Below are 24,656 nucleotides of genomic sequence, written 5' to 3'. Positions count from 1 at the left end.
GATGAGAGCCCAACCGAAAGCCTCGCACTTTATCGACGGCGAATATGTCGAAGACGCCGCCGGCACGGTGATCGAGAGCATCTATCCGGCGACCGGTGAGGTGATCGCGCGCCTCCATGCCGCGACGCCGGCGATCGTCGAGAAGGCGATCGCCGCGGCCAAGCGTGCGCAGCCGGAATGGGCAGCGATGAGCCCGACGGCGCGCGGCCGAATCCTAAAGCGCGCAGCCGAAATCATGCGCGAGCGCAATCGCGAACTCTCGGAACTCGAGACGCTCGACACCGGCAAACCTATCCAGGAAACGATCGTTGCCGACCCGACCTCGGGCGCCGACAGCTTCGAGTTCTTCGGCGGTATTGCGGCTGCAGCCCTCAATGGCGACTATATCCCGCTTGGTGGCGACTTCGCCTATACGAAGCGGGTGCCGCTCGGCGTCTGCGTCGGCATCGGCGCCTGGAACTACCCGCAGCAGATCGCCTGCTGGAAGGGCGCGCCGGCGCTGGTCGCCGGCAATGCCATGGTGTTCAAGCCATCGGAAAACACGCCGCTCGGCGCGCTGAAGATCGCCGAGATCCTGGTGGAAGCGGGCCTGCCCAAGGGCCTCTACAACGTCATCCAGGGTGACCGGACGACAGGCCCCCTTCTCGTCAATCATCCCGACGTCGCCAAGGTGTCGCTGACCGGCTCGGTGCCGACGGGCAGGAAAGTGGCGGGTGCTGCCGCGGCCGAACTCAAGCACGTCACCATGGAACTCGGCGGCAAGTCGCCGCTGATCGTCTTCGACGATGCCGACCTCGAAAGCGCCATCGGCGGCGCCATGCTCGGCAATTTCTATTCGACCGGTCAGGTCTGCTCGAACGGCACGCGCGTCTTCGTGCAGCGGACGATCAAGGAACCCTTCCTGGCACGGCTCAAGGAGCGCACCGAAGCGATCGTCATCGGCGACCCGATGGACGAGGCGACGCAGCTCGGGCCTATGGTATCCCAGGCGCAGCGCGACAAGGTCTTCTCCTATATCGAAAAGGGCAAGGCGGAAGGCGCGCGACTGATCACCGGCGGCGGCATTCCGAACCATGTGAGCGGCGAAGGCACCTATATCCAGCCGACCGTCTTCGCCGACGTCACCGACGAGATGACGATCGCGCGCGAGGAAATCTTCGGGCCGGTCATGTGCGTGCTCGACTTCGACGACGAGGCGGAGGTCGTCGCGCGGGCGAACGCGACCGAATTCGGCCTTTCCGCCGGCGTCTTTACCGCCGACCTCGCCCGCGCCCACCGGGTCGTCGACCAGCTCGAGGCAGGCACGCTCTGGATCAATACCTATAACCTCTGCCCCGTAGAAATCCCCTTCGGCGGCTCCAAGCAATCTGGCCTCGGGCGGGAGAATTCGGTCGCGGCGCTCAATCACTACACCGAGCTCAAGACCGTCTATGTCGGCATGGGGAAGGTAGAGGCGCCGTACTGACAGCATTTGCCCCTCACCCTAGCCCTCTCCCCGCACGCGGGGAGAGGCGATTCGGGCGGCGCGGCATCTCCCTTCTCCCCGTAAACAGGGAGAAGGTGGCGGCAGCCGGGATGAGGGGCATGGACCTAGAAGAAAGACAATCGCATGCAGGCAGATTTCGTCATCATCGGTTCCGGCTCGGCAGGCTCGGCGCTCGCCTATCGCCTGTCGGAAGACGGCAAGCATTCGGTCATCGTCTTGGAGTTCGGCGGCTCGGATGTCGGCCCCTTCATCCAAATGCCGGCAGCCCTCGCCTGGCCGATGAGCATGAACCGCTACAATTGGGGCTATCTCTCCGAGCCCGAGCCGAACCTCAACAACCGGCGCATCACCGCGCCGCGCGGCAAGGTTATCGGCGGGTCCTCGTCGATCAACGGCATGGTCTATGTCCGCGGACATTCGGAGGATTTCAACCGCTGGGAGGAGCTCGGCGCCAAGGGCTGGGCCTATGCCGACGTGCTGCCCTATTTCAAGCGGATGGAGCACTCGCATGGCGGCGAAGACGGCTGGCGCGGCACCGACGGCCCGCTGCACGTCCAGCGCGGCCCGGTCAAGAACCCGCTCTTCCACGCCTTTGTCGAAGCAGGCAAGCAGGCCGGGTTCGAAGTCACCGAGGACTATAACGGCTCGAAGCAGGAGGGCTTCGGCCTCATGGAGCAGACGACCTGGAAGGGTCGCCGCTGGTCGGCCGCCTCCGCCTATCTGAAGCCGGCGCTCAAGCGCCCGAATGTGGAACTCATCCGCTGCCTCGCCCGCAAGGTCGTGATCGAGAACGGCCGGGCGACGGGAGTCGAGATCGAGCGCGGCGGACGCATCGAGGTGGTGAAGGCCAATCGCGAGGTCATCGTCTCCGCCTCCTCCTTCAATTCGCCGAAGCTCCTGATGCTCTCGGGCGTCGGTCCGGCAGCGCATCTGAAGGACGTGGGCATCGAGGTGAAGGTAGACCGTCCGGGCGTCGGGCAGAACCTCCAGGACCACATGGAGTTCTATTTCCAGCAGGTGAGCACGAAGCCGGTCTCGCTCTATTCCTGGCTGCCATGGTTCTGGCAGGGGGTTGCCGGCGCGCAGTGGCTCCTCTTCAAGAAGGGCCTCGGCATTTCCAATCAGTTCGAGTCCTGCGCCTTCCTGCGCTCGGCCCCGGGCGTCAAGCAGCCGGACATCCAATACCACTTCCTGCCGGTGGCGATCAGCTATGACGGCAAGGCGGCGGCGAACACGCACGGCTTCCAGGTGCATGTCGGCTACAATCTGTCGAAGTCGCGCGGCAACGTCGCGCTTCGCTCCTCCGAGCCGAAAGCCGATCCGGTGATCCGCTTCAACTATATGAGCCATCCGGAGGACTGGGAGAAATTCCGCCATTGCGTGCGGCTTACGCGGGAGATCTTCGGCCAGAAAGCCTTCGACCTCTATCGCGGCCCGGAAATCCAGCCGGGCGAGAAGGTCCAGACCGACGAGGAGATCGACGCCTTCCTGCGCGAGCACCTGGAAAGCGCCTATCACCCCTGCGGCACCTGCAAGATGGGATCGAAGGACGATCCGATGGCGGTGGTCGATCCGGAGACGCGGGTGATCGGCGTCGACGCCTTGCGTGTCGTCGACTCCTCGATCTTCCCGCACATCACCTACGGCAATCTCAACGCGCCGTCGATCATGACGGGCGAAAAGGCCGCCGACCACATCCTTGGCAAGCAGCCGCTCGCCCGCTCGAACCAGGAGCCCTGGATCAATCCGCGCTGGGCGGTGAGCGACCGGTAAGATTACTCCAGAAGGAAACCGATCCAGCGGCCGGCTAGCACCGCTCCGATCCAGATCATCATGGAAAGCAGCGCCGAAAGGCGGACCCTCAGGGAGAGCGGTCCGCCTTTGACGGCGGCCCGCCATTGCGGTGTCATGTGCAACAAAGCCGCGTTGAGAACGCCAAGGGTGAGCAGCGTGATCTTTGTCAGGAAGGCGGGATTGCCGGCATATTCAACCGGCCGGACGCTGAAGAGGCAGAAGCCGGTGAGTATGGCCAGCGCAACGCCGGTTGCTGCTGCGCGCGAAAGATACGGTCCGACCACCCCGACCGGGACGCTGCGGAAAAACCCGATCAGCCGCAGGTCAAGCGGCAGGATCGAGCCGACGATGATCCCGATCGACAAGATGTGGGCGGCATTTGCGAAGATGTAGAGGGTCGCCGAACGCCGTATCGCGACGGCGAACGGCAGGGCTCCGATCCACTCCAGCAAGCCATCCATCAATTCGTCCGTATTCGTTCCGGATAGATATCATAGACCTTTCCGGCGACGGTGATCCGCACGGCTTTCATCCTTTTCTCATTGCGATCGAGCGAGCGATTGCCGAGCGCGACGATCGGGTCACCGACCTTTGCGACGCCTTCGACGAAGCCTGAACGTTCGGTCAACCGTGGATTGCCGAGCTCGACGCGCCAGATACCGTCGGTTTTCGTCTCGACCTGAAGGGTCGGATGCGGCGGCGCCATCGAAATCCGGCGGATCGTCCCGGAGAGCTCCATCTGCTCCTCTTCCGCCCAGGACCAGCCGTGATGCGCGTAAGCGCCCGTGACGAGAAGCAGGCCGACAGCACCGCCGAGGAATATGCGACGTGGCAGGAATCTCGCCATCTTTGTCTCCTCTCATGTGATCCAGAATCAGCCTGAAAACTGGAGCGCGCGGAGTGGAAAGACAGGGTATTCAACAATTCTTGAACGGCACAGGCGTCGCTGATCGGACCGTGCAGCCATGCGATGCTCGCCTCGCAACGGCGACCAGAATAATCTACTATTTTACTAGGTTTTCTTAGAACTTTATGGATCAGAGAGATATTTGCTCTGATCCTGAGGCAATAGAAATCCGTTTTTCTGTCCTTTGTCACAAACGGCTGCGATATTCCGTGCAAATTGCAACAGGATTGAGCCATGACTACGCCATCCCTCGAAGCCAAAGCGAAGGCTCTCAACGAGAAGCTTGAAGGCCTGGATCTTGCCGGCCGGCTGGCGCTCGTCGCCGGGCTCAAAGGCCGCGCGGTTTTCACGACATCGCTCGGCATCGAGGATCAGGTGATCACCGCCGGGATCGGCACCAACCGCCTAGACATCGAGGTCTCGACGCTGAAGACCGGCCGCCTGTTCAACGAGACGGTCGCGCTCATCGACAAGACCGAGGAGACCTACGGCATCTTGATCAAGCGCTATTATCCCGAAAAAGCCGATATCGAAGCCTATGTCGCGCAATACGGGATGAATGGCTTCTATGAAAGTGTCGAGGCAAGGCATGCCTGCTGCGGCGTGCGCAAGCTGAAGCCGCTTGCTCGCGCGCTCGAAGGGGCAAGCTACTGGATCACGGGTCTCCGCCGCGGCCAGTCGGGCAACCGTGCCGCCACCCCCTTTGCGGAAGCTGACGCCGAGCGTGGCTTGATCAAGATCAATCCGCTGGCGGACTGGGATATCGAGAAGATCCGTGCCCATGTCGCGGCAGAAGCCATTCCCGTCAATCCCCTGCACGGCCGCGGTTATCCGTCGATCGGCTGCGAGCCCTGCACGCGCGCCATCAAGCCCGGCGAGCCCGAGCGCGCCGGCCGCTGGTGGTGGGAGAACGACGAGAAGCGTGAGTGCGGTCTGCACGTCGCTGAAGCGGCCTCCTCCGTCATCCCGAACGCCAGCAATGCCGCCTGACGGCCAAGCGCGGCGTCGACCAGAAAATATCCTCCCGGAGTTTGCAATGCCCCATACTCATCCGGAAACGGAACTGCATAACCCGCAGAGCACGAAGCCGCCGCTCGACCCGCATCTGAAGGCGCTCGAAAACGAAGCGATCCACATCTTCCGTGAGGTCGCGGCGGAATTCGAGCGGCCGGTGATGCTTTATTCGATCGGCAAGGATTCGTCGGTGCTCCTGCACTTGGCACGCAAGGCCTTCTATCCCGGCCGCGTACCCTTCCCGCTGCTCCATGTCGACACCGGTTGGAAGTTCCGCGAGATGATCGCCTTCCGCGACGAGATGGTCGAGAAATACGACCTCGACCTCGTCGTCCACACCAATCCGCGCGGTGCGGCCGAGAACATCACCCCTTTCACGCATGGCTCGGCGCTTTATACCGACATCATGAAGACCGAGGCACTGCGCCAGGCGCTCGACGCCGGACAGTATGACGCTGCTTTCGGCGGCGCGCGCCGCGACGAGGAGGCGAGCCGCGCCAAGGAACGCATCTACTCGTTCCGCACGCCGGATCACCGCTGGGACCCGCGCAACCAGCGACCGGAGCTCTGGAACATCTATAACGGCATGATCCGCAAGGGCGAGAGCGTGCGTGCGTTCCCGCTCTCCAACTGGACCGAGGTCGACATCTGGCGCTACATCCAGGCGGAAGAGATCCCGATCGTACCGCTCTATTTCGCCAAGAAGCGCCCGATCGTCGAACGCGACGGCATGATGATCCTTGCCGAAGACCCGCGTCTCGAGCTGCTTACGGGCGAGGCCAAGCGCGAGGAAGTGATCCGTTTCCGCACGCTCGGTTGCTTCCCGCTGACCGGCGCTATCCGCTCCAGCGCAACCACGCTCGACGACATCATTTCCGAACTTGAAACCGCGACCGTCTCCGAACGCCAAGGCCGCGCCATCGACCGCGACCAGGCCGGCTCGATGGAAAAGAAGAAACGCGAAGGATATTTCTGATGACTGCACCGGCACTCGCGAACGCAGCCTTGGACGAAACCGCCGTTGCCCTCCCGGTGCAGGAGACGGCGCGGGTCGTGCGCGACACCCGTCCCCTTCGCCTCATCACCTGCGGCAGCGTCGATGATGGCAAGTCGACGCTGATCGGCCGGCTGCTCTGGGACACCAAGGCAGTCAAGGAAGACCAGGCGGCAAGTCTCCAGCGCGATTCCAACGGCAAGCAGAACGATCTCGGCCTGCCCGACTTCGCGCTGCTTCTCGACGGTCTGCAGGCCGAGCGCGAACAGGGCATCACCATCGATGTCGCCTATCGCTATTTCTCGACCGACAAGCGCTCCTTCATCGTCGCCGACACGCCCGGCCACGAGCAATATACGCGTAACATGGCGACCGGCGCCTCGACCGCAGACCTCGCCGTGCTGCTCGTCGATGCGCGTGTCGGACTGCTCGAGCAGACCCGTCGCCACGCGACGATCGCGACGCTGATGGGGATCCGCCAGTTCGTGCTCGCGGTCAACAAGATCGACCTTACGAACTACGACCGCGCCCGCTTCGAGCAGATTTCGCACGAGTTCAAGGAACTGGCGCTGTCGCTCGGCGTGCGCCAGGTGACCGCGATCCCCGTCTCGGCGCTCAAGGGCGAGAACGTCGTCTATGACGGCCGCGCCTCCATGCCCTGGTATGAGGGCCCGACTCTGATCGAAGTCCTGGAGCTCGCGACGACCCGCTCGGCCCAGACCGTCGGCTTCCGTCTGCCGGTGCAGCGCGTATCGCGCCCCGGCGAAAGCTTCCGCGGCTATCAGGGCACGGTTGCCGGCGGCTCTGTGAAACCCGGCGATTCCGTCGTCATCCTGCCCTCCGGCATGGTGGCGAACGTGACGAAGATCGTCACCTTCGACCTCGTGCGCAATGCGGCGGTCGCCGGCGACGCGATCACGCTCGTGCTCGACCGGCAGGTGGACGTCTCCCGCGGCGACGTGATCGCGACGATCGACAGCCAGCCGATGATCGGCCTTGCCTTCGACGCGCAGCTTGTCGCGCTGCAGCCGGAAGGTATCCAGCCGGGCAAGCGCTACTGGTTGAAGTCCGGCAGCCGCCGCCAGCGCGTGCAGGTGCAGCCGGTAAGTCAGCTCGAGCTCAAGACCGGCAAGTGGAACCATGCGGACGAGCTGCCGATGAACGCTATCGGCAAGGTGCACCTCGCCTTCGACGAACAGGCGATCTTCGACACCTACGAGCAGAACCGCACGACCGGCGCCTTCATCCTGATCGATCCGGACACCAACAACACCGTTGCCGGCGGCATGATCACCGCCAAGCGCGCCGCACTCGGCGGCATCCACACCGAGGAGAGCCGCGTAATCCTGTCGCTGCCGGCCGATCTCGCCGATCAGCTGATGGCAACGGAACTCTTCGCAAACCGCCGCGAAGACGTGGAGGTCCGCCGCGTCACGGCCGGCAAAGCGGTCGAGATCATCGACACGATCGACCAGTAACAGGTAAATAGCTGATTTACGGAAGGGGCCCGCGAGGCCCCTTTCTTTTGGCATCGCACCGATTTTTGGTGCCCATAAAATTTCCAGCCGCACGCGTCGGCACAGCTTCCAAACCGACTGCGTCGCTCTAGCCTTTTCTGCCACGAAAACAGGAGGAGCGGCGATGCTCGGCAACAGCAGACATGAGACACCAGACGAGGCGCCTCATGGCCGCATAATCACGATTGAGGCTTTCGGCAGGAAATGTCGCCTCGACGAGGATGAAGCCTACCGGCTCGAAGACGAGTTCGGCCCTGCCGCGCCCGAACTGGACCTGCTGCGCGCCGCAAGACGCAACGGGCTCCCGGAGGACGAGTAAATCGCCGCAGGTCTTCGCCGGCCGCAAGCGATCAGGCGTGCCGCTCTATGGCGGTGAGGTCGAGCGTCAGCGGCGGCGGATCGGCATGGTTCCAAAGCTGATAGCCGACGACGCTGCCCAGAATGGCGGACCAGATGAGGATTTCGCGCAGGGTGAAAATCGGTTCCTTCGACATCGCTGCCTCACGAGAGGATATGTTCGTTGAAGGAATATTCGCGCCAATCGTTCACCCGGATAAGACGGCGTTTTGGGAACGGACTATTTCCCGGTGAACAATAAACCGGATTGATCGTCAGTGAGCTCGGCTGACCGGATCTTTTCCGGCAAGCTGCGCATTCCGCGCGAGGTCCTGGATTTTCGAAGGTGATGTTGGAGCGCCTGGAAGCGTCGCGCGTGATCCGGCTAAAGACCAAGCTGAAAGCATAACCATCTAAGCGATTGATTTGGCTGGTCGGAGTGGCGTGATTCGAACACGCGACCCCCACGTCCCGAACGTGGTGCGCTACCAGACTGCGCTACACTCCGTGACCAGCGGCGCCTCTATAGAACAGCATTTTCGATTTCACAAGCGCCCTCCTCAAAAAAAGCATGGTGCTCTCCAAAAATTCGAGCGGTTGAAAACCTCGCCTGCTCCTTCGTCGCCCGTCGACATAGGGCGTTTCTGCAACGCTTCGGATTTTCCTGATTCGGAAGGCTTTCAGCCGATTTTCTTTCGCCGGTTTTGGCGCTAGAGCCTCGGCGGATTGCAAGGAAAACCGGGGGACACCGGCCTTCCGCGCCGCTGATTTCAGGACAGACCAAAGGGACAGAGACATGAATTTCCGCATGATGACGGCGGCCGGCCTCGTGCTGGCGCTTGCCGGCTGCACGACGACGACCGGAGTGGCAAGAAACGCGGTCGAGAGCCGCTGGCTCGGCCAGCCCGCCGGCACCTTCTTCGCCCAGTTCGGCCCGCCCATTTCCGACGTCGAAACCGGCAGCGACACGGTCTATAGCTGGAAGGGCGGCTACAAGACCCGCAGGATCCCGGCCGAATACGAGAAGACCGCCGACGGCAAACGCGGCAAGCGCATTTCGCCGGCCCGCACGGAATACTTAAGCTGCTCCGTCCAGCTCACCGTCTCCTCCGACTACGTCATCCGCTCGATCCGCCTCGTCGGAGACCGCAAGCGCGCGAACGGCCCGAGCTGGTGCGAAGAGTTTTTGGGTGGGGCAAAGGCGGAGTGACCGCTTACGCCACGTGAAATTTTCCGGCCCGCTGACGAAAGTCGGCGGGCTTCTCTTCTTAGAAGATACTGAGTGAGGTGGCTGGGGCGCCTGGATTCGAACCAGGGAATGGCGGTACCAAAAACCGCTGCCTTACCGCTTGGCTACGCCCCAACTTGAAGCCGGCGAGAAGTCACCTCGCCAAATCGAGCGCCTGATTAGCAAAGCTCGCGCACGCTCACAATGCTTAACTTCGCTTTGCACGCAGATTTTGTGACGTGTCTGCCTTGGCTAGCGCCTTTGCGCACGCTGCCGCCCGGTTCGGCGCCAAGCGCAGATCGCGACGAAACCGGCGATTGAGGCCGTTTCCTCACGTCGCCCTTTGGCCTATTGTCGCCCGCAAATGGAGATCTCGATGAGTAAGTTCCGTGACCGCCCACCCGTCGTTCCGACGTCCTCCACCGAGATCGACTCCGCCCCTCATCCGGCTGCCGCCACCTTCTCCCCGCGCGCGGGGAGAAGGGATGTGCCGCGCCGTCCAAGTCCCCTATCCCCGCAAGCGGGGAGAGGGCTAGGGTGAGGGGCAAAACGATGTCCTCCATATATAGTGAATGCGAGGCGTAGACGCATGCAGGGACCGGAATTCAACCTCGATTTCAAGCCTGCCCACGGCGAGGCGGTGACCGTTGCGGACGGTGTGCAGCGCATCACCGTCAACAATCCCGGCCCCTTCACCTTCCACGGCACCAATACCTACATCGTCGGCCGCCGCTCGGTCGCCGTCATCGATCCGGGGCCGGAGGACGAGGCGCATTTCCATGCGTTGATGGCGGCGCTCGACGGACGCGAGGTGACGCATATCGCCGTCAGCCACACGCATCGCGACCACTCGCCCCTCGCCCGCCGGCTGAAGGCGGAAACCGGGGCCATCATCGTTGCCGAGGGCCCGCACCGGGCGGCGCGTCCCTTGCACGAGGGCGAGACCAATCCCTTCGCCGAAAGCTCGGATATGGAGTTCGTGCCCGATATCGCGCTCGCCGACGGCGCGCGGGTCGAGGGTGACGGCTGGAGCCTGACGGCGGTGGCGACACCGGGGCACACGGCCAACCACATCGCCTTCGCGCTAGACGGCAGCGGCGTTCTCTTTTCCGCCGATCATGTGATGGCCTGGGCGACGAGCATCGTCGCGCCGCCGGACGGCGCCATGGCGGATTACATGGCGTCTCTCGACAAGCTGCTTCTCCGCGACGACCGGCTCTATCTTCCCGGTCATGGTGGTCCCGTCAGGGAGCCCGGCGCCTTCGTGCGGGCGCTGAAGGCACATCGCAAGATGCGCGAGCGCGCCGTGCTGGAGCGTCTGCGTGCCGGAGACCGGAAAATCCCGGACATGGTGAAGGTGATCTATGCCTCGACCGATCCGCGGTTACACGGGGCGGCCGCACTTTCGCTGCTCGCTCATATCGAGGATCTGATCGAGCAGGGCCGCGTCGAGACCGACGGCCCGCCGTCGCTCTTCGGCGAATATCGCCTCGCCGGCGGGGGCGCCTGATGAGCGCGTCTCGTTCCGCTTACAGCTATCTCGACGACCCGGCCGTGCCACCCTTTGCCGACGATCACCCGCTCATCGTCTTCGATGGCGAATGCATCTTCTGCTCCGGTTGGGTGCAGTTTGTGCTCGCCCATGACCGCCACGGACGTTATCGCTTCCTCGCCGCGCAATCGCCGCTTGGCCTCGCACTCTATCTTCACTACGGCCTCGATACGACAGAGTTCGAGAGCAATATACTGATCGAAAACGGCGTTGCATGGTTCAAGTCGGACGCCTCGATCCGCACCCTGTCTGGCCTCGGGCTGCCCTGGTCGCTCGCCGCTCTCCTGCGCGTCATGCCGCGGCACTTCCGCGATCCGATCTACGACCTCGTCGCCAAGAACCGCTATCGCATCGCCGGCCGGAGACAGACATGCTACGTGCCGACGTCAGAGGAGCGCGGCCGGTTCATCCTCTCCTGAAATGCGGGTTAGTCGCCGGCGATCCCCAGGAGCTCGGCATCGAGCGCCCGCAGGAACTCTTCCGCGAACTCGGCGCCCATACCGAGGTCGTGCTGGCCGTAACGCGAGGCGACGCGCAGGTCGACGAAAGTCGTTTCCGCCTCTTCGCGCAATCTGATCAGCACATCGAAGCGGAAGCCGACGACGAGCGTCCGCCATTCGCCCTGCAGCACGATGTCGCCGGAGCGCCGGCCCGGAATGCCGCCGTCGATGCCCGGCGCGGGCCGCGTGGCCGGCACCGGAATGACATCCGGCTCCGTGCTCGTATCCACACCCGCGCCGGGACGCACGGCTAGGTCCCCGAGATCGGGCCTCGCGTTCTCGACCCCGAACTCGGCGGTGGTGGCAATCCGCGTCTCCCCGACCACTTTGCGCACGCCCTGGAATACGCGGTCGAGCGCCCCGTCGTAGCGCCGGCCGGTGAGTCCCGGATAGGCGGCGACCTGGGCCTCGCGGTCCTGTGGCGTCACGGCAGGGTTGCGCCTGATCCAACTCTCCTCGACCACGGGCTCCTTGATCCAAGGCGGCGGTGTCACCGTGTCGGTGCTGATGTCGTAGATCGCCGGCTGCAGGAAATACTGCGCTGCCCCATAGCCGAAGAACCCGAGCGGAAGCGCCGCATAAAAGAGCGCCGATACGGAAGCCTTGCCGCCGATCGCCGCCACCTGCCACAGGCGAGTGAGCCCCACGGCTGCAAGCAAGACAGCGATAAGGGCGCATGCGGCGGCAAATGAGGCCAGCGCCAGAAAATGCGGCGTCGTCAGGGGACCGAAACGATGCGCCAGCAACGCCAGCAGAAACACCGCAAAGGCGATGCGGGCAATGCGGCGTGCCCAATGGGCAGCATAGGAATAGGGACGCTCGTAGCGGACAATCATCTAGCGGAATCAATCCCCGAGGCTTCGGCACACACCGCCTTCTTACTGCATGATTGCCTGAATCGGAATCGATTAGAGTCAGAAATCGTGCGGCAAATTCAAAGCGCTACGGCGGTCGGGATGCGGTGCTTTGGACCATGACCCGCGCGGGGGCGGCAAGGCGCCGGTGGTATCGAATAAGATATGCCACTCTTGCGCGTGCCGCAAATTCGCCATTCTCGTTAACCACTTATTCAGGTTCACGATTCCGGCCGCGAACCTTGCGACCGGACAGCCAATCGGAGGCGCAAGTCGCTTGGGGAGTTTGGCCGCAGCTTAAGGACAAGAGGCTCGGCAACCAACGGAGAGATATCATGGCCACAGTGCAGACAAGCATGGACATAGCGCTCCCCGCCCCTTCGCATGCGGCCGGCGACGCCGCCCTTCCAATGGCGCTTCTGGAGCTGGAGCTCTCTCTCGATCGCTTTTCCGGAGGCAAGGACGATTTTGCCGCCTTCATCCGCTCGGTGGCGGACGATATCGGTGGCGAATTCCTCTTTGCCCTGCCCGCCTCCGGCCTGATCGAAGATTGCCTGACGATTGCCGCCTTGCGCCATGGCGAGACCGACGACAAGACGCCGATGATCCTCATCGTCTGCCTCGATCAGGACGGTAGCACCATCCGGGTCGAGCAGCCGAGCGAGCGCATCGCCGGCCTCAGGAGCTTTGCCGAGGCCTTCGTCGGCGTCCTCGAACGGTTCTGAGCGGCGGGCCCGCGGCGATTGACCGGCCGTGCACCGCAGGCGCATGATATCGTCCGATTGAATCACGCCCACGGACTTCACGTCATGCGTCGTCCCTTGATGCCCGCCAGTTCATCGCGCGCCTACAGCGCGTCGCGTTCAATCGAATTCGGGCGACGGCCCTTGTTTGTGCACGTCGTTGTCTCAAAACCGCTGCACACTTTTGGCCGACATGCGTTGGAGCGAGACGCGACCCATGGCCGAAAGGGCGAACCGGGCCGCCGGTCTCTGTTCCCGCCAAGGAACGCCGACTACTGCAGTTTCCTTAAATCGTGCCCGTTTGAAGGACAAAAGCATGAAGCAATTCAAAGTGCTACGGCGTGCTTTGTGCGTCTGAAGAGACGCACGGCGCTGTAGGAGGCAAAGATGACAAAGATAACCATGAGACTGCTTGCCGTCGCGGCGGCGGGACTGTTTGCTACGGCGTGCCAGACGACGACGCCGCAGGAGCGGCGCGCGCGGGACGAAAATACCTGCGCCTCCTATGGCTTCCGCCGAGGCACGGACGCGTTTGCCACCTGCTTGCAGCGCATCGACCTCGACCGTCGCGCGGAAACGCGCGCCTTCCGCTACGGCAACGACGTTTTCCTACGAGGCCCCTATTATTGGTACTGATGCGCGTCGCCCGGGTAGGCTGGGGCAAGCGCATGCTAGGACCTAAAATCCAAAGCGAAAGAGGTGATGCCGACAGCCGTCAGCTTGCCGCCAACGCCTCGGCCCTGGCGTCAGCGCCGCCGTTGATCGCCGCTTGCGCGGCGGCGAGCCTTGCGATCGGCACACGGAAGGGCGAGCAGGAGACATAGTCGAGACCAGCCTCCTCGCAGAAGCGGATCGAGGCGGGATCGCCGCCATGCTCGCCACAAATGCCGAGCTTCAGACCGTTCTTGGTCCGCCGGCCGCGCTCCGCGGCGATCTGGATCAGTTCACCCACGCCGTCGAAATCGAGCGAGACGAATGGATCCTGCTCAATGATCCCCTTCTGCTGATAGGTTGCGAGAAACAGAGCGGCGTCGTCGCGCGAGATGCCGAAGGTGGTCTGCGTCAGGTCGTTGGTGCCGAAGGAGAAGAAATCGGCCGACTCGGCGATCGTGTCCGCCCGGAGCGCGGCTCGCGGCAGCTCGATCATCGTGCCGATCAGGTAGTCGATTTTCACTCCGGCCTCGCCGATGACGTCTTTGGCCACCGCCTCGATCCGCTCCTTGACGTAGTCGAGCTCGGCTCGGAGACCCACGAGCGGCACCATGATCTCGGGGACGACTGCGGCCCCGGTGTCGCGGGCAGCCTCGACGGCCGCCTCGAAAATGGCGCGCGCCTGCATCTCGACGATTTCGGGATAGGAGATCGCCAAGCGACAGCCGCGATGTCCGAGCATCGGGTTGAACTCGTGAAGTGCCTCCACTCGCTGGCGCAACTCGGCAGGATCGAGCGAGAGCACACGTGCGACGTCGGCGATTTCCTCGTCGGTCTTCGGCAGGAACTCGTGCAGCGGCGGATCGAGGAGGCGGATCGTCACCGGCAGGCCGTGCATGATCTCGAAAAGCTCGACGAAGTCCGAGCGCTGCATCGGCAGGAGCTTGGCAAGGGCTTCCCGCCGGCCTTCCTCGTCCTCCGCCAGGATCATCTCGCGCATCACATTGATGCGGTCGTCCTCGAAGAACATGTGCTCTGTGCGGCAGAGGCCAATGCCTTCGGCGCCGAAGGAGCGGGCGGCGCGCGCGTCCGCCGGCGTCTCGGCATTGGTGCGCACGGTCATGCGGCGGCTCTTGTCTGCCCATTGCATGATCTTGCCGAAATCACCGGAAAGCTCCGGCTGGAGCATGGGGATCTCCCCCTTCAACACCTGGCCGGAGGACCCATCGATTGTGATCACGTCGCCCTTCTTGAGCGTCACGCTCTGCGCGATCAGCAGCTCGTTGCGGTGATCAACGCGGATATTGCCGGCACCGGAGACGCAAGGGGTACCCATGCCGCGCGCAACGACGGCCGCATGGCTCGTCATGCCACCGCGTGTCGTCAAAATGCCCTCCGCAGCATGCATGCCGTGAATATCTTCCGGGCTCGTCTCGACGCGAACGAGGATGACCTTGCGGCCCTCCTTGACAGCATGCACCGCCTCTTCGGAGGTGAAGACGATCTCGCCGGTCGCAGCACCTGGCGAGGCCGGCAGGCCGGAACCGATGATGTCGCGGCGGGCGTGTGGATCGATCGTCGGGTGCAGGAGCTGGTCGAGCGAAGCGGGATCGATGCGTGCTACGGCCTCTTCCTTCGAGATCAGGCCTTCCTCCGCCATGTCGACGGCGATCTTCAGCGCGGCCTTGGCGGTGCGCTTGCCCGAGCGCGTCTGCAGCATCCAGAGCTTGCCGCGCTCGACCGTGAATTCGAGGTCCTGCATATCGCGGTAATGCCGCTCTAGCGTGTTGCAAATCTGCTCGAACTCGGCAAAGGCCTCCGGCATCAGCTTTTCCAGCGAAGGCTTGTCCGAACCGGAAGCGATGCGGGCGGCCTCGGTGATGTTCTGCGGCGTGCGGATGCCGGCGACGACGTCCTCACCCTGGGCATTGACGAGGAACTCGCCATAGAGCTCCCTCTCGCCGGTCGAGGGGTTGCGGGTGAAGGCGACGCCGGTCGCGGACGAATTGCCGAGATTGCCGAAGACCATGGCCTGGACATTGACGGCAGTGCCCCAGCCCGCCGGTATGCCATGAAGGTGGCGGTAGGTGATGGCCCGCGGGTTCATCCAGCTGGAAAAGACGGCGCCGATCGCGCCCCAGAGCTGAATCTCCGGATCCTGCGGAAACGGCTCGCCGAGCACTTCTTCGATCGCGTCCTTATAAAGCGAGGTCACGTGCTGCCATTCGACGGCGGAAAGCTCCGTATCCTGCTCGTGGCCGAGGCGCGCCTTCTCGTCCTCCAGGATTTCCTCGAAGACCTCGTGATCGACGCCCATGACGACATCGCCATACATCTGGATGAAGCGCCGGTAGCTGTCCCAGGCAAAGCGCGCGTCACCGGCATCATGGCCGAGCGCATGCACCGACTGGTCGTTGAGACCGAGGTTCAAGACCGTGTCCATCATCCCAGGCATCGAGGCACGAGCGCCGGAGCGAACCGAGAGCAGAAGGGGGTGGGTGGTGTCGGCGAAGACGCGGCCGGTGATTTCCTCCATGCGGGCGATGCCCTCGCGTACCTGCTCGCGCAGGCCATCCGGCATGGTTCGGCCGTTGTCGAAATAGCTGTTGCAGGCATCGGTGACGATCGTGAGTCCAGGCGGGACCGGCAGGCCGAGATTGCACATCTCCGCGAGGTTCGCGCCCTTGCCCCCGAGCCTGTCGCGGTCTTCCGCGCTGCCCTCGGCCTTGCCCCCGCCGAAGGTGTAAACCCATTTCGTCATGCCTGTTCTCCACCCAGAAACAGCTTTTCAAGACGATCTACAGTATATGCTTCGGGCTGAAAATGCACTTGGCGAAGATTTTTGCTGCAGTGCATCAATCTTGAGAGAAGACTGGAATGGCCCGAGGACGGCAGGCTCAGACCGCTTCGCGCAGGCGCTCGGCCGTCTGCAGGTCGACGGAGACGAGCTGCGAGACGCCCTGTTCGGCCATGGTGACGCCGAACAAGCGGTTCATGCGGGCCATGGTTATCGGATTGTGGGTGATGATGATGAAGCGTGTCTCGGTCGAGGCCGCCATCTCGTCCATGAGATTGCAGTAGCGCTCGACATTGTGGTCGTCGAGCGGCGCGTCCACTTCGTCCAGCACGCAGATCGGCGCCGGATTGGTGAGGAAAACGGCGAAGATCAGCGCCATTGCCGTCAGCGCCTGCTCACCGCCGGAGAGCAACGTCATCGTCTGCGGCTTCTTGCCGGGCGGGCGGGCGAGGATTTCGAGCCCGGCCTCGAGCGGATCGTCGCTCTCGATGAGCTGCAGTTCCGCCGTGCCTCCGCCGAAGAGATGGGTGAAGAGCCGCTGGAACTGCCCATTCACCACGTCGAAGGCGGCGATCAGCCGCTCGCGGCCCTCGCGATTGAGGTTCTGGATGGCGCTCCGCAACTTGCGGATCGCCTCGATAACGTCGTCGCGCTCCTTCAAGAGGGCGGCCAGCCGTTCGGAAAGCTCTTTCTGTTCCTCGTCGGCGCGCAGGTTGACGGCGCCGAGACGCTCGCGCTCGATCCTCAGCCGTTCGAGCTCGCGCTCGACGGCGCGCATGTCAGGCAGCGCCTCGTCGGGGCCAAGACCCGTCAGGCGCACGACCTCATGGGGTGGGCAGGAGAGTGCCTCCATGATGCGTGCCTCGATCTCGACGCGCCGCTCACGCGCCGAGACAAGCCGCTCTTCGGCCCGGCCGCGCTTTTCACGTGCCTCGGCCAATTCGGAAAGGGCCGTCGCAGCGAGGCGATCGGCCTCGCGCTGGCGGTTTTCCGCCTCGGCGAGAATATCGGCCGCCTCCCGGCGTGACGTTTCCGCCTTCTGCAATTCGTTCATCAGGGCGCGGCGCTTGTCGTCGAACTCGTCGGGCGCATCGACAAGTTCCTCGACCTCCTCGCGCGCCTCGGCCTCGCGGTCGCGGAGTGTGGCGATGTGCTCCTCGGCGCTCGCCGCCCTCGCCCGCCAGGTCTCACGCTCCCCGGCGATCGCCGAAAGCCGGCGCAGCCGCGCTTCGTTTTCCCGGGCAAGGCCGTCATGGGCGGCGCGCGTTTCGGCAACCGCCGCACGGTCGGTCGCGACTTCCGCCGTCTGGCTGCGCAATCTGAGCTCGAGCTCGGAAAGATCGGGCTGATCGGCGAAAGCCTCCTTCGCCGCCTCGATCTGTTCGGCCACGTCATCGGCCTGCCCCTCCAGTTGGAGCCTCGTCTCGGCGAGCACCGCGCGGCGACGCGCAAGATCGCCGGAAGCCCGCTCGGCAGCCGCCAGCGCGTCGCGCGCCTCACCGAGTTGCCGGGCGATCATGCGCTGGGCTTCACGCGAAAGCCGGAGCCGCTCGTCCTCGGCGCGGATGCGCTGGCCGGCGGCAGCAAGATCCGCCTCGGCGCGGCGCAAGGCTTCAACCGCCTCTTCCGCTTCGCTCTCGAGCTCCGACAGGCGGTTCTTCTGGGCAAGCCGCAAAGCCGCGGCACTCGGCGCCTCGGAACCCGTTACATGGCCGTCCCAGCGCCAGACCGCGCCCTCCTTCGTCACCAACCGTTGGCCGGTCTTCAAGAGCGGCAGCAGGCGCTCCGCTTCCCCCTCGCTTTCGACGATGCCGATCTGGCGTAGCGTTCGCCTAAGCGCCTCCGGTCCCTGTACGCAATCGATCAGCGGTAGAACACCGTCAGGCAAGGTTGGATCGTCCACGTGGTCGCCAGGCATGCGCCAGTGCGAGGGCGCCGCCTGTTCGAGCGGCGAGTCGAGGTCGTCGCCAAGGGCCGCGCCAAGCGCCGTCTCGAAGCCGCGCTCGACCCTCATCTCCTCCACGACCGCCGGATGGGCGCTGGCGCCAGCCGCTTCCAGCATCCGGCGGATCGTGCGCGCCTCCGTCTCGATGCCGTTCAGGCGTGCCCGCGCCTGGTCGACCGGCGGGCGGGCGGCAGCTTCCTCGGCGCGCGCTTCCGAAAGACTCTCCTCGACAGCGAGGACTGTGGCCTCGGCTTCCTCAAGCGCAGCCTCCGCAGCATCCACTTGCCGCCCCTTCTCATGGGGATCGGGGAGAACCGCCATCTGGCGGTCGAGCTCGTCGAGATCACGCGCCTGATCGGAAAGCTGCCGTGCCAGACGTGCCTGCCGCTCGGAGAGATCGCGCAGCGTCCTCTCGATCTGATTGCGCGCCGCTTGTGCCTCGGCACGTTCAGCCGTCAGACGAGCGAGATCGGCTTCGCTGGCAGTGAGCTTCTCGTTGGCGGCCTCCAGCGTTTCGCGCGCTTCCGCTGCGCGGGCGTCCGCGTCGGCGAGCACGTCCTTGAGCTCCGCCTCTTCTTGCTCCAGGCGCGCAAGAATGCCGGCATTGTCGGCGACGAGCCGCTCTTCGCGGGCGATATCCTCGGCGAGCTGTGCCAGCCGCCGCTGCAATTCATCGCGGCGCCGCAGGATCCGGCCCGCATCCTCCTCGAGCTGCGCGCGGGCGATCTGCAGGCGCTGCAGCGCCCCTGCGAGCTTCGCCTCGTTCTCGCGCAGCTCCGGCAGTTTGAGGCTCGCGATCGCTTGAGCCTTGGCTGCCTCCATCTGCGCCTGCGCCTTCTCGGCAACGAGCGCGGTGATCTGGTTCAACTGGCTCGTCGCCTCCGCTTCCGCCTCCTTGGCCTGCACCCAGCGCATATGGAAGAGGATCGCCTCGTGCCGGCGGATTTCCGCCGAGAGCATCTTGAAGCGGTTCGCCTGGCGCGACTGGCGCTTCAGGCTCTCGATCTGGCTTTCGAGCTGGGACGTGACGTCGTCGAGCCGCTCGAGATTGGTCTCCGCCGCCTTCAATCGCAGTTCGGCCTCGTGCCGGCGCGAATGAAGGCCGGAAATGCCGGCTGCCTCTTCGAGCAATTGGCGACGCGCCTGGGGCTTCGCGGCGATCAGCTCGCCGATACGCCCTTGCCCGACCATCGATGGCGAGCGCGCGCCGGTCGAAGCGTCGGCGAACAGCAATTGCACGTCCTTGGCACGTGCCTCCTTGCCGTTGATGCGATAGACCGAGCCCTGCTCGCGCTCGATGCGGCGCGTCACCTGAATCTCGTCGCTGTCGTTGAAGGCGGCGGGTGCCGTGCGGTCGCTATTGTCGAGATAGAGGCCGACCTCTGCCGTGTTGCGCGCGGGCCGGTTGCCCGATCCGGAAAAGATCACGTCGTCCATGCCGGAGGCGCGCATGTTCTTGTAGGAGTTCTCGCCCATCACCCAGCGCAGCGCCTCGACCAGGTTCGACTTGCCGCAGCCGTTCGGACCGACGACCCCGGTCAGGCCGCGCTCGATGATGAATTCCGTCGGTTCGACGAAAGATTTGAAGCCGAGCAGGCGAAGCTTGTTGAACTTCATGAGGGGCACGCCGGGGCGGCGAAGAGCCGTCTTCCCCCTCTGCCCTTCGCAGCAGGGTCTGCCCTGCAAACAAGAAAAACGGGCGCGCGGCTGCCGCCGTCGCCCGTTGTCAGGAAAAGCGAAGGATCAGAGCTTGCTGTCGATGAGGGCCGACATAACGTCAACCGACATGTCCCCCGAATAATGCTCACCGTTGACGAAGAAGGTCGGCGTCGATTTCACTCCGAACTCCTTGGCGCCGCGCTGCATGACTGCGTTCACATCATCCAGAAGTTTTTGGTTCGTCAAGCAGGCCTCGAAGCTCTCCTGTGTAAAACCGGCGAGTTTCGACAATTGCAGCAGCGCATCGCGGCCGTTCTGGGCGGCGGCCCATTGCTCCTGCTGCTTGAACAGCATCGAGATCATCGGGAAATACTGTCCCTCCGGCGCGCAGCGCGCCAGCATGAACGCAGCCGCCGCGCGCGGATCGAAGGGGAATTCGCGCACGATGAAGCGCACCTTGCCGGTGTCGACGTATTTGGTCTTGATGGCGTCGAAGGTGTTGTTGTGGAAATTGGCGCAATGCGGGCAGGTCATCGACATGTATTCGACGATCGTCACCGGCGCATTGACCTCGCCGACCGCCATTTCCGGAAGCGCTCCCGGTTCCATGAGTTTGGCTACATCGACGCTGCCTTCCGGCTGCGGCAGCTCGACCTTGGCGGCCGGGCTGGTTGCCTGCGCCACTTCGGTAGTTGCCGGCTTCGCCTCGCCGGAAGCGGCCGGTGCTGCGGTTGTCGAGGCGGTCGTCGTAGCGTCCGCGCCCGTCGTCGTCTCAGCCGGCGCCTTGGAAGCCGCCTCCTTGTTTTCTTCACTGCAGGCTGCAAGCACAAGGGCGACCGCCGCAATGGCGACGCCGCTCAGCAGGCGTTTCGGAAGGCTTTTCTCGGAAGCGGACATGGAAGGACCCGTGTTCTTTTGAGGGAAATTTGAGGTGTGATTTCGATAACTTGCCCGGCGCAGGGCGACAAGGGGGGCAGTTTCAACAGAGTTCAAAGAATTGTGACTGCAAACGACGAGCGGCGCCACGGTCGCGCTCATCACCGGCGCGACGAAAGCACGGCCGTGCCGAGCCGCGTAAGCGCTGTCTTCAACGCCTCGCTCTCGATGCCCTCCACCATGGCCTCGAGCCGGCGGGCAGCCTCACCCGCAAGGGGGCGCGGCCGACCCTTGCGTTTCGGCGGGGCTGATACCGGCTTCTGGACAATGCGCACCTGACCGATCGCATGGAAGCCGAAGAAGCCGTTAATGCGCTGGATCAATTCACCCTGGGCATGGGTGAGGAAGAGCGCCCGCGCGCCCTCGCATGCGATTGTCAGCACCCCCGGCTGGTAGCCGCCTTCGGCCCCGATCTCGGATGCGCGGCGCGGCCAGGCGATTTTCTCCGGCCGGGTGCAATCGGCGAACTCCTGGCCAGCGATCTCGTCCCAGGAGCCGAGCAGCATCGTATTGATGCCGGCGCGCTTCGCCAGCACCGGATCGATCAGGCCGTTGGCGACTTCGCTGATCTGAACGACGCCTCGACGGGCTTTTCCCTCACTCACGGAACGACTTTCTGTTTGCAATTGTCACAGAGCCTTGCAGCAGGAGCTGGCCTCCGCCAAGTATAGGCCGGAAAAGGACTCCCCGGCAAATGATGCGCGAAACCCCTCAGGCGATGGACGTCGCCCTCCTCCTCGACTGGTATGACCGCCACCACCGCGACCTGCCGTGGAGAGTCTCGCCGCCGATGGCGCAAAAGGGTGCAGCCGCCGATCCCTACCATGTCTGGCTGTCCGAGGTGATGCTTCAGCAAACCACCGTTCGGGCGGTCAAGGCCTATTTCGAAAAATTCCTCTCGCTCTGGCCGACGATCGAAGATCTCGCCGCCGCCGAGACCGAGGACGTGATGAAGGCCTGGGCCGGGCTCGGCTATTATGCCCGCGCCCGCAACCTGAAGAAATGCGCCGAGGTGGTGGCGCGCGAGCACGGCGGCCGTTTTCCGGAGAGCGAGGAAGGGCTGAAGCTGCTTCCGGGCATAGGCGACTACACGGCAGCGGCCGTCGCGGCGATCGCCTTCAACCGGCGAAGCGCCGTTCTCGACGGCAATGTCGAGCGCGTGATTTCTCGCCTCTATGCGATCGAGACGCCACTGCCGGCCGCCAAGCCCGAGATGCGGGCCCTCGCCCTCGGCCTCACGCCGGCCGATCGGCCGGGCGACTTCGCGCAGGCAATGATGGACCTCGGCGCGACCATCTGCACGCCGAGACGTCCGGCCTGCTCGCTCTGTCCCTTCCGCGGAAGCTGCCGGGCGCTGGTGACGGCCGACCCGGAGACGTTTCCGCGCAAGGCTGCCAAGAAGCCAAAGCCGCTGCGCCTCGGTGCCGCTTTCGTGGCGATCGACAGCTCCGAAGCCGTCTATCTGCAGAAGCGACCCGACAAGGGTCTCCTCGGCGGCATGACCGAGGTCCCCGGCACGGACTGGTCTGCGCGTCGCGACGGCGACACGTCGATCGAGGCGCAGCCTTTCGCCGCTCCCTGGGAGCCCTGCGGCACGGTCAGTCACGTGTTCACGCATTTCGAGTTGCGCCTTTCCGTCTATCGCGCCAGTGTCGGACACGCCCGGGGGGCGGCAAACGGCTGGTGGGAACCGATCGGCTCGCTCAAGGAGCAGGCGCTTCCGACCGTCATGAAGAAGGCAATCGCAAAAGCTATACCGCAGGCGTTCAAAGCGAAGTAAAGCGAAGTCGGACGAGTCCAATTTCTAATCGCAAGTCGTTAATCGCGCAGGAATTGCCAATGAACGGCATCGAAATCCGCCACATCGTTTTCGACATCGGCAAGGTGCTGATTCACTACGACCCACACCTCCCCTATTCCCGGATCATCCCGGACGAGGAGGAGCGCAAATGGTTCTTCGCCAATATCTGCACCCAGGAGTGGAACGTGGAACAGGATCGCGGCCGGTCATGGGAAGAGGCGGAAGCCCTCCTCATCCGCGATTATCCCGAGCGGGAGGAGCACATCCGCGCTTTCCGTCGTTACTGGCATGAGATGGTGCCGCACGCCTATGTCGAGACGGTAAGCATTATGGAGAGCTTGATCGCCGATGGCCGGGACGTGACGATGCTGACCAATTTCGCCTCCGACACCTTCCGCGAGGCGCAAAAGCTTTACCCCTTCTTGACACTGCCGCGCGGCGTCACGGTTTCCGGCGATGTCGGCCTTATCAAGCCCGATGTCGAGATCTACAGGACCCATGCGAGGGCCTTCGACCTCGAAGCGACAGCAACGATGTTCATCGACGACAGTTTCGCCAATGTCGAGGGTGCCCGGGCTGCTGGTTGGCATGCGGTCCACTTCACCGGTGCCCAGAAGCTGAAGCTCGATCTAGCGGCCTACGGCATTCAACCCTATGGCAGTCTCGGCCGCGGCGGGGAGATCGGGGAATCGAAGTCGAGGCCGGTCTTCGAACGGCCCTCGTGAATTCACGAAAGCGCCGCAAACGGTTCACGGGCCATTCAGCTTTGCCGCCTCATGATCGGCGTTAGATTTCAACGGCTTCGCTGAAAGGTCCAGCAATGGTCACGCGCATCTACGGTACGAATTACGCCGACATCCTCAAGCAGAACGGCTATATCGCCGTCGAGATCTACGCCTATGACGGCGACGACGACATCTACCTGAACCGGACCGACAGCTACGGCGGATACAACTTCGTCGATGCAGGCTACGGCAACGACCTCGTCGTCAACTACTTCGAAGGCGGCAACGATATCTATCTGGGCGGCGGCAACGATCTCTATGTCGCCGACATCCGCACACGCGATGCTAGCTCCTACGATGTCGTTTATGGTGGCAGCGGCCACGACCGCTTCGAAATCGAAGGCTATGCCAGCGACTACTACGGCGAGAGCGGCAACGATACTTTCCTCTCCGTCGGCTTCAATAACTATTTTAACGGCGGCACCGGCATCGACACGATCAGCTACCAGTTCCAGGACGACTGGAGCTCGGAGCGCGGCCGCGGCGTCACCATCGATCTCGGCTACAAATACGCGACCACGGCAAGCGGCCGCCGTGAAGACCTGATCAGCATCGAGAACGCGACCGGCACGAACTACGGCCATGACGACATTGCCGGCAGTTCCGTCGCCAACGTGCTGCGCGGTCTCGGCGGCAACGACGTCCTCGAAGGCCTCAGCGGCGACGACTTCCTCGACGGCGGCTCGGGCGCAGACAACCTCCATGGCGGCTCGGGGGCCGACATCCTGCGCGGCGGCACCGGGTTCGACTATCTCACCGGCGGTACCGGCGCGGACAATTTCGATTTCAATGCGATCGCGGAAACCGCAGTCGGCAGCCGGCGCGACGTGATCACCGATTTCCACCGGTCCGAATGGGACGTCATCGACCTTTCGACGATCGACGCCGATACCACCTGGAGCGGAAATCAGAGCTTCACCTTCATCGGTAACCGCGGCTTTTCGGGAGAAGCGGGTGAGTTGAACGTTATCAACGGGGTCGTTTCCGGCGACGTCAATGGTGACGGCTACGCCGATTTCCAGATCAAGGTGAACGGCGTGACGAGCCTTCGGGTCGACGACTTCTTCCTCTGATCATAGCCCGACGCGTCTGCGATCGCCCCTCACCCTACAGCGCCGTGCGTCTTTTCAGACGCACAAAGGGCGCTGTAGCACTTT

Annotated in this window: 22 protein-coding genes and 2 tRNA genes; 14 read left to right on the top strand and 10 right to left on the bottom strand. The window is 63.7% G+C overall.

Annotation, left to right across the window (positions count from 1 at the left end; genetic code table 11):
* Nucleotide 1: 1 nt before the first annotated feature.
* Together betB and betA are read left to right on the top strand one after the other, a co-directional pair.
* Nucleotides 2-1,465 (top strand): betaine-aldehyde dehydrogenase, encoded by a 1,464-nt coding sequence (gene betB, locus AYK65_RS04780; protein WP_026612822.1) that lies wholly within the window; start codon nt 2-4, stop codon nt 1,463-1,465.
* A gap of 144 nt (nt 1,466-1,609) precedes the next feature.
* Nucleotides 1,610-3,259 (top strand): choline dehydrogenase, encoded by a 1,650-nt coding sequence (betA, locus tag AYK65_RS04775; protein WP_026612823.1) that lies wholly within the window; start codon nt 1,610-1,612, stop codon nt 3,257-3,259.
* A 2-nt stretch (nt 3,260-3,261) separates the two neighbouring features.
* Here betA and AYK65_RS04770 read toward each other — a convergent pair whose 3' ends face one another.
* Both AYK65_RS04770 and AYK65_RS04765 read right to left on the bottom strand, forming a co-directional pair.
* Entirely contained in the window at nt 3,262-3,741 is a 480-nt protein-coding gene (locus AYK65_RS04770) for a DUF6644 family protein (RefSeq protein WP_026612824.1), read from the bottom strand.
* The gene (locus AYK65_RS04765; protein ID WP_026612825.1) at nt 3,741-4,127 is read right to left on the bottom strand and encodes a DUF6152 family protein; all 387 of its coding nucleotides are present in this window, start codon (nt 4,125-4,127) and stop codon (nt 3,741-3,743) included. The genes AYK65_RS04770 and AYK65_RS04765 overlap by 1 nt, the downstream gene beginning before the upstream one ends.
* Nucleotides 4,128-4,421: 294 nt before the next feature.
* Here AYK65_RS04765 and AYK65_RS04760 point away from each other — a divergent pair, with 294 nt between their 5' ends.
* The 4 genes from AYK65_RS04760 to AYK65_RS04745 all read left to right on the top strand — a co-directional run bounded on the left by AYK65_RS04760 (nt 4,422) and on the right by AYK65_RS04745 (nt 8,031).
* Nucleotides 4,422-5,177, top strand: coding sequence for a phosphoadenylyl-sulfate reductase (locus tag AYK65_RS04760; protein ID WP_081157981.1), 756 nt, complete (start codon nt 4,422-4,424; stop codon nt 5,175-5,177).
* A gap of 46 nt (nt 5,178-5,223) precedes the next feature.
* On the top strand, nt 5,224-6,177 hold the full coding sequence (gene cysD / locus AYK65_RS04755; RefSeq protein ID WP_026612827.1) for a sulfate adenylyltransferase subunit CysD: 954 nt from the start codon (nt 5,224-5,226) through the stop codon (nt 6,175-6,177).
* Nucleotides 6,177-7,673, top strand: coding sequence for a sulfate adenylyltransferase subunit CysN (gene cysN / locus AYK65_RS04750; protein ID WP_026612828.1), 1,497 nt, complete (start codon nt 6,177-6,179; stop codon nt 7,671-7,673). The genes cysD and cysN overlap by 1 nt, the downstream gene beginning before the upstream one ends.
* A gap of 163 nt (nt 7,674-7,836) precedes the next feature.
* On the top strand, nt 7,837-8,031 hold the full coding sequence (locus AYK65_RS04745; RefSeq protein ID WP_026612829.1) for a hypothetical protein: 195 nt from the start codon (nt 7,837-7,839) through the stop codon (nt 8,029-8,031).
* Nucleotides 8,032-8,062: 31 nt separating this feature from the next.
* Here AYK65_RS04745 and AYK65_RS31470 read toward each other — a convergent pair whose 3' ends face one another.
* Together AYK65_RS31470 and AYK65_RS04740 are read right to left on the bottom strand one after the other, a co-directional pair.
* On the bottom strand, nt 8,063-8,206 hold the full coding sequence (locus AYK65_RS31470) for a hypothetical protein (protein ID WP_139015573.1): 144 nt from the start codon (nt 8,204-8,206) through the stop codon (nt 8,063-8,065).
* Nucleotides 8,207-8,479: 273 nt separating this feature from the next.
* A tRNA-Pro gene (locus tag AYK65_RS04740) sits at nt 8,480-8,556 on the bottom strand.
* Between the two features lie 288 nt (nt 8,557-8,844).
* Between AYK65_RS04740 and AYK65_RS04735 the strand changes: the two genes are divergently transcribed.
* Nucleotides 8,845-9,258: a hypothetical protein gene (locus AYK65_RS04735; RefSeq protein ID WP_026612864.1), complete on the top strand. Its 414-nt coding sequence runs from the start codon at nt 8,845-8,847 to the stop codon at nt 9,256-9,258.
* Nucleotides 9,259-9,336: 78 nt separating this feature from the next.
* On the opposite strand, the gene AYK65_RS04730 is transcribed toward AYK65_RS04735, so the two are convergent.
* A tRNA-Gln gene (locus tag AYK65_RS04730) sits at nt 9,337-9,411 on the bottom strand.
* Nucleotides 9,412-9,865: 454 nt separating this feature from the next.
* Here AYK65_RS04730 and AYK65_RS04720 point away from each other — a divergent pair.
* A complete protein-coding gene (locus AYK65_RS04720; protein ID WP_081157979.1) occupies nt 9,866-10,786 on the top strand; it encodes an MBL fold metallo-hydrolase in 921 nt (306 codons plus the stop codon).
* Complete coding sequence (locus AYK65_RS04715; protein ID WP_026612866.1) at nt 10,786-11,247, top strand: thiol-disulfide oxidoreductase DCC family protein; 462 nt, start codon at nt 10,786-10,788, stop codon at nt 11,245-11,247. The genes AYK65_RS04720 and AYK65_RS04715 overlap by 1 nt, the downstream gene beginning before the upstream one ends.
* Nucleotides 11,248-11,255: 8 nt before the next feature.
* Here the strand turns inward: AYK65_RS04715 and AYK65_RS04710 are convergent, their stop codons facing one another.
* Nucleotides 11,256-12,164 carry a DUF1499 domain-containing protein gene (locus AYK65_RS04710; RefSeq protein ID WP_046118429.1) on the bottom strand — a complete coding sequence of 303 codons (909 nt, stop codon included), beginning with the start codon at nt 12,162-12,164 and terminating at the stop codon, nt 11,256-11,258.
* 353 nt (nt 12,165-12,517) lie between these two features.
* Between AYK65_RS04710 and AYK65_RS04705 the strand changes: the two genes are divergently transcribed.
* Nucleotides 12,518-12,907, top strand: coding sequence for a hypothetical protein (locus AYK65_RS04705; protein ID WP_026612868.1), 390 nt, complete (start codon nt 12,518-12,520; stop codon nt 12,905-12,907).
* 405 nt (nt 12,908-13,312) lie between these two features.
* Entirely contained in the window at nt 13,313-13,561 is a 249-nt protein-coding gene (locus AYK65_RS04700) for a hypothetical protein (protein ID WP_026612869.1), read from the top strand.
* A 79-nt stretch (nt 13,562-13,640) separates the two neighbouring features.
* Here the strand turns inward: AYK65_RS04700 and ppdK are convergent, their stop codons facing one another.
* The 4 genes from ppdK to AYK65_RS04680 all read right to left on the bottom strand — a co-directional run bounded on the left by ppdK (nt 13,641) and on the right by AYK65_RS04680 (nt 21,518).
* Complete coding sequence (ppdK, locus tag AYK65_RS04695) at nt 13,641-16,337, bottom strand: pyruvate, phosphate dikinase (RefSeq protein WP_026612870.1); 2,697 nt, start codon at nt 16,335-16,337, stop codon at nt 13,641-13,643.
* A gap of 136 nt (nt 16,338-16,473) precedes the next feature.
* Nucleotides 16,474-19,935: a chromosome segregation SMC family protein gene (locus AYK65_RS04690; RefSeq protein ID WP_081157978.1), complete on the bottom strand. Its 3,462-nt coding sequence runs from the start codon at nt 19,933-19,935 to the stop codon at nt 16,474-16,476.
* Between the two features lie 126 nt (nt 19,936-20,061).
* The gene (locus AYK65_RS04685; protein WP_026612872.1) at nt 20,062-20,874 is read right to left on the bottom strand and encodes a DsbA family protein; all 813 of its coding nucleotides are present in this window, start codon (nt 20,872-20,874) and stop codon (nt 20,062-20,064) included.
* 140 nt (nt 20,875-21,014) lie between these two features.
* Complete coding sequence (locus AYK65_RS04680) at nt 21,015-21,518, bottom strand: DUF721 domain-containing protein (RefSeq protein ID WP_026612873.1); 504 nt, start codon at nt 21,516-21,518, stop codon at nt 21,015-21,017.
* A gap of 89 nt (nt 21,519-21,607) precedes the next feature.
* Between AYK65_RS04680 and mutY the strand changes: the two genes are divergently transcribed.
* The 3 genes from mutY (at nt 21,608) to AYK65_RS04665 (ending at nt 24,572) form a co-directional block, all read left to right on the top strand.
* Nucleotides 21,608-22,693, top strand: coding sequence for an A/G-specific adenine glycosylase (mutY, locus tag AYK65_RS04675; RefSeq protein ID WP_081157977.1), 1,086 nt, complete (start codon nt 21,608-21,610; stop codon nt 22,691-22,693).
* A gap of 59 nt (nt 22,694-22,752) precedes the next feature.
* A complete protein-coding gene (locus tag AYK65_RS04670) occupies nt 22,753-23,439 on the top strand; it encodes an HAD family hydrolase (RefSeq protein ID WP_046118433.1) in 687 nt (228 codons plus the stop codon).
* A gap of 95 nt (nt 23,440-23,534) precedes the next feature.
* Nucleotides 23,535-24,572: a calcium-binding protein gene (locus AYK65_RS04665; protein ID WP_081157976.1), complete on the top strand. Its 1,038-nt coding sequence runs from the start codon at nt 23,535-23,537 to the stop codon at nt 24,570-24,572.
* Nucleotides 24,573-24,656: the final 84 nt, after the last annotated feature.

The organism is Ensifer aridi, from assembly GCF_002078505.1.
Classification (GTDB): Bacteria; Pseudomonadota; Alphaproteobacteria; order Rhizobiales; family Rhizobiaceae; genus Sinorhizobium; species Sinorhizobium aridi.
The sequence above is the reverse complement of the archived record's forward strand: the minus strand, read 5'-3'. Positions and strand labels throughout refer to the sequence as shown.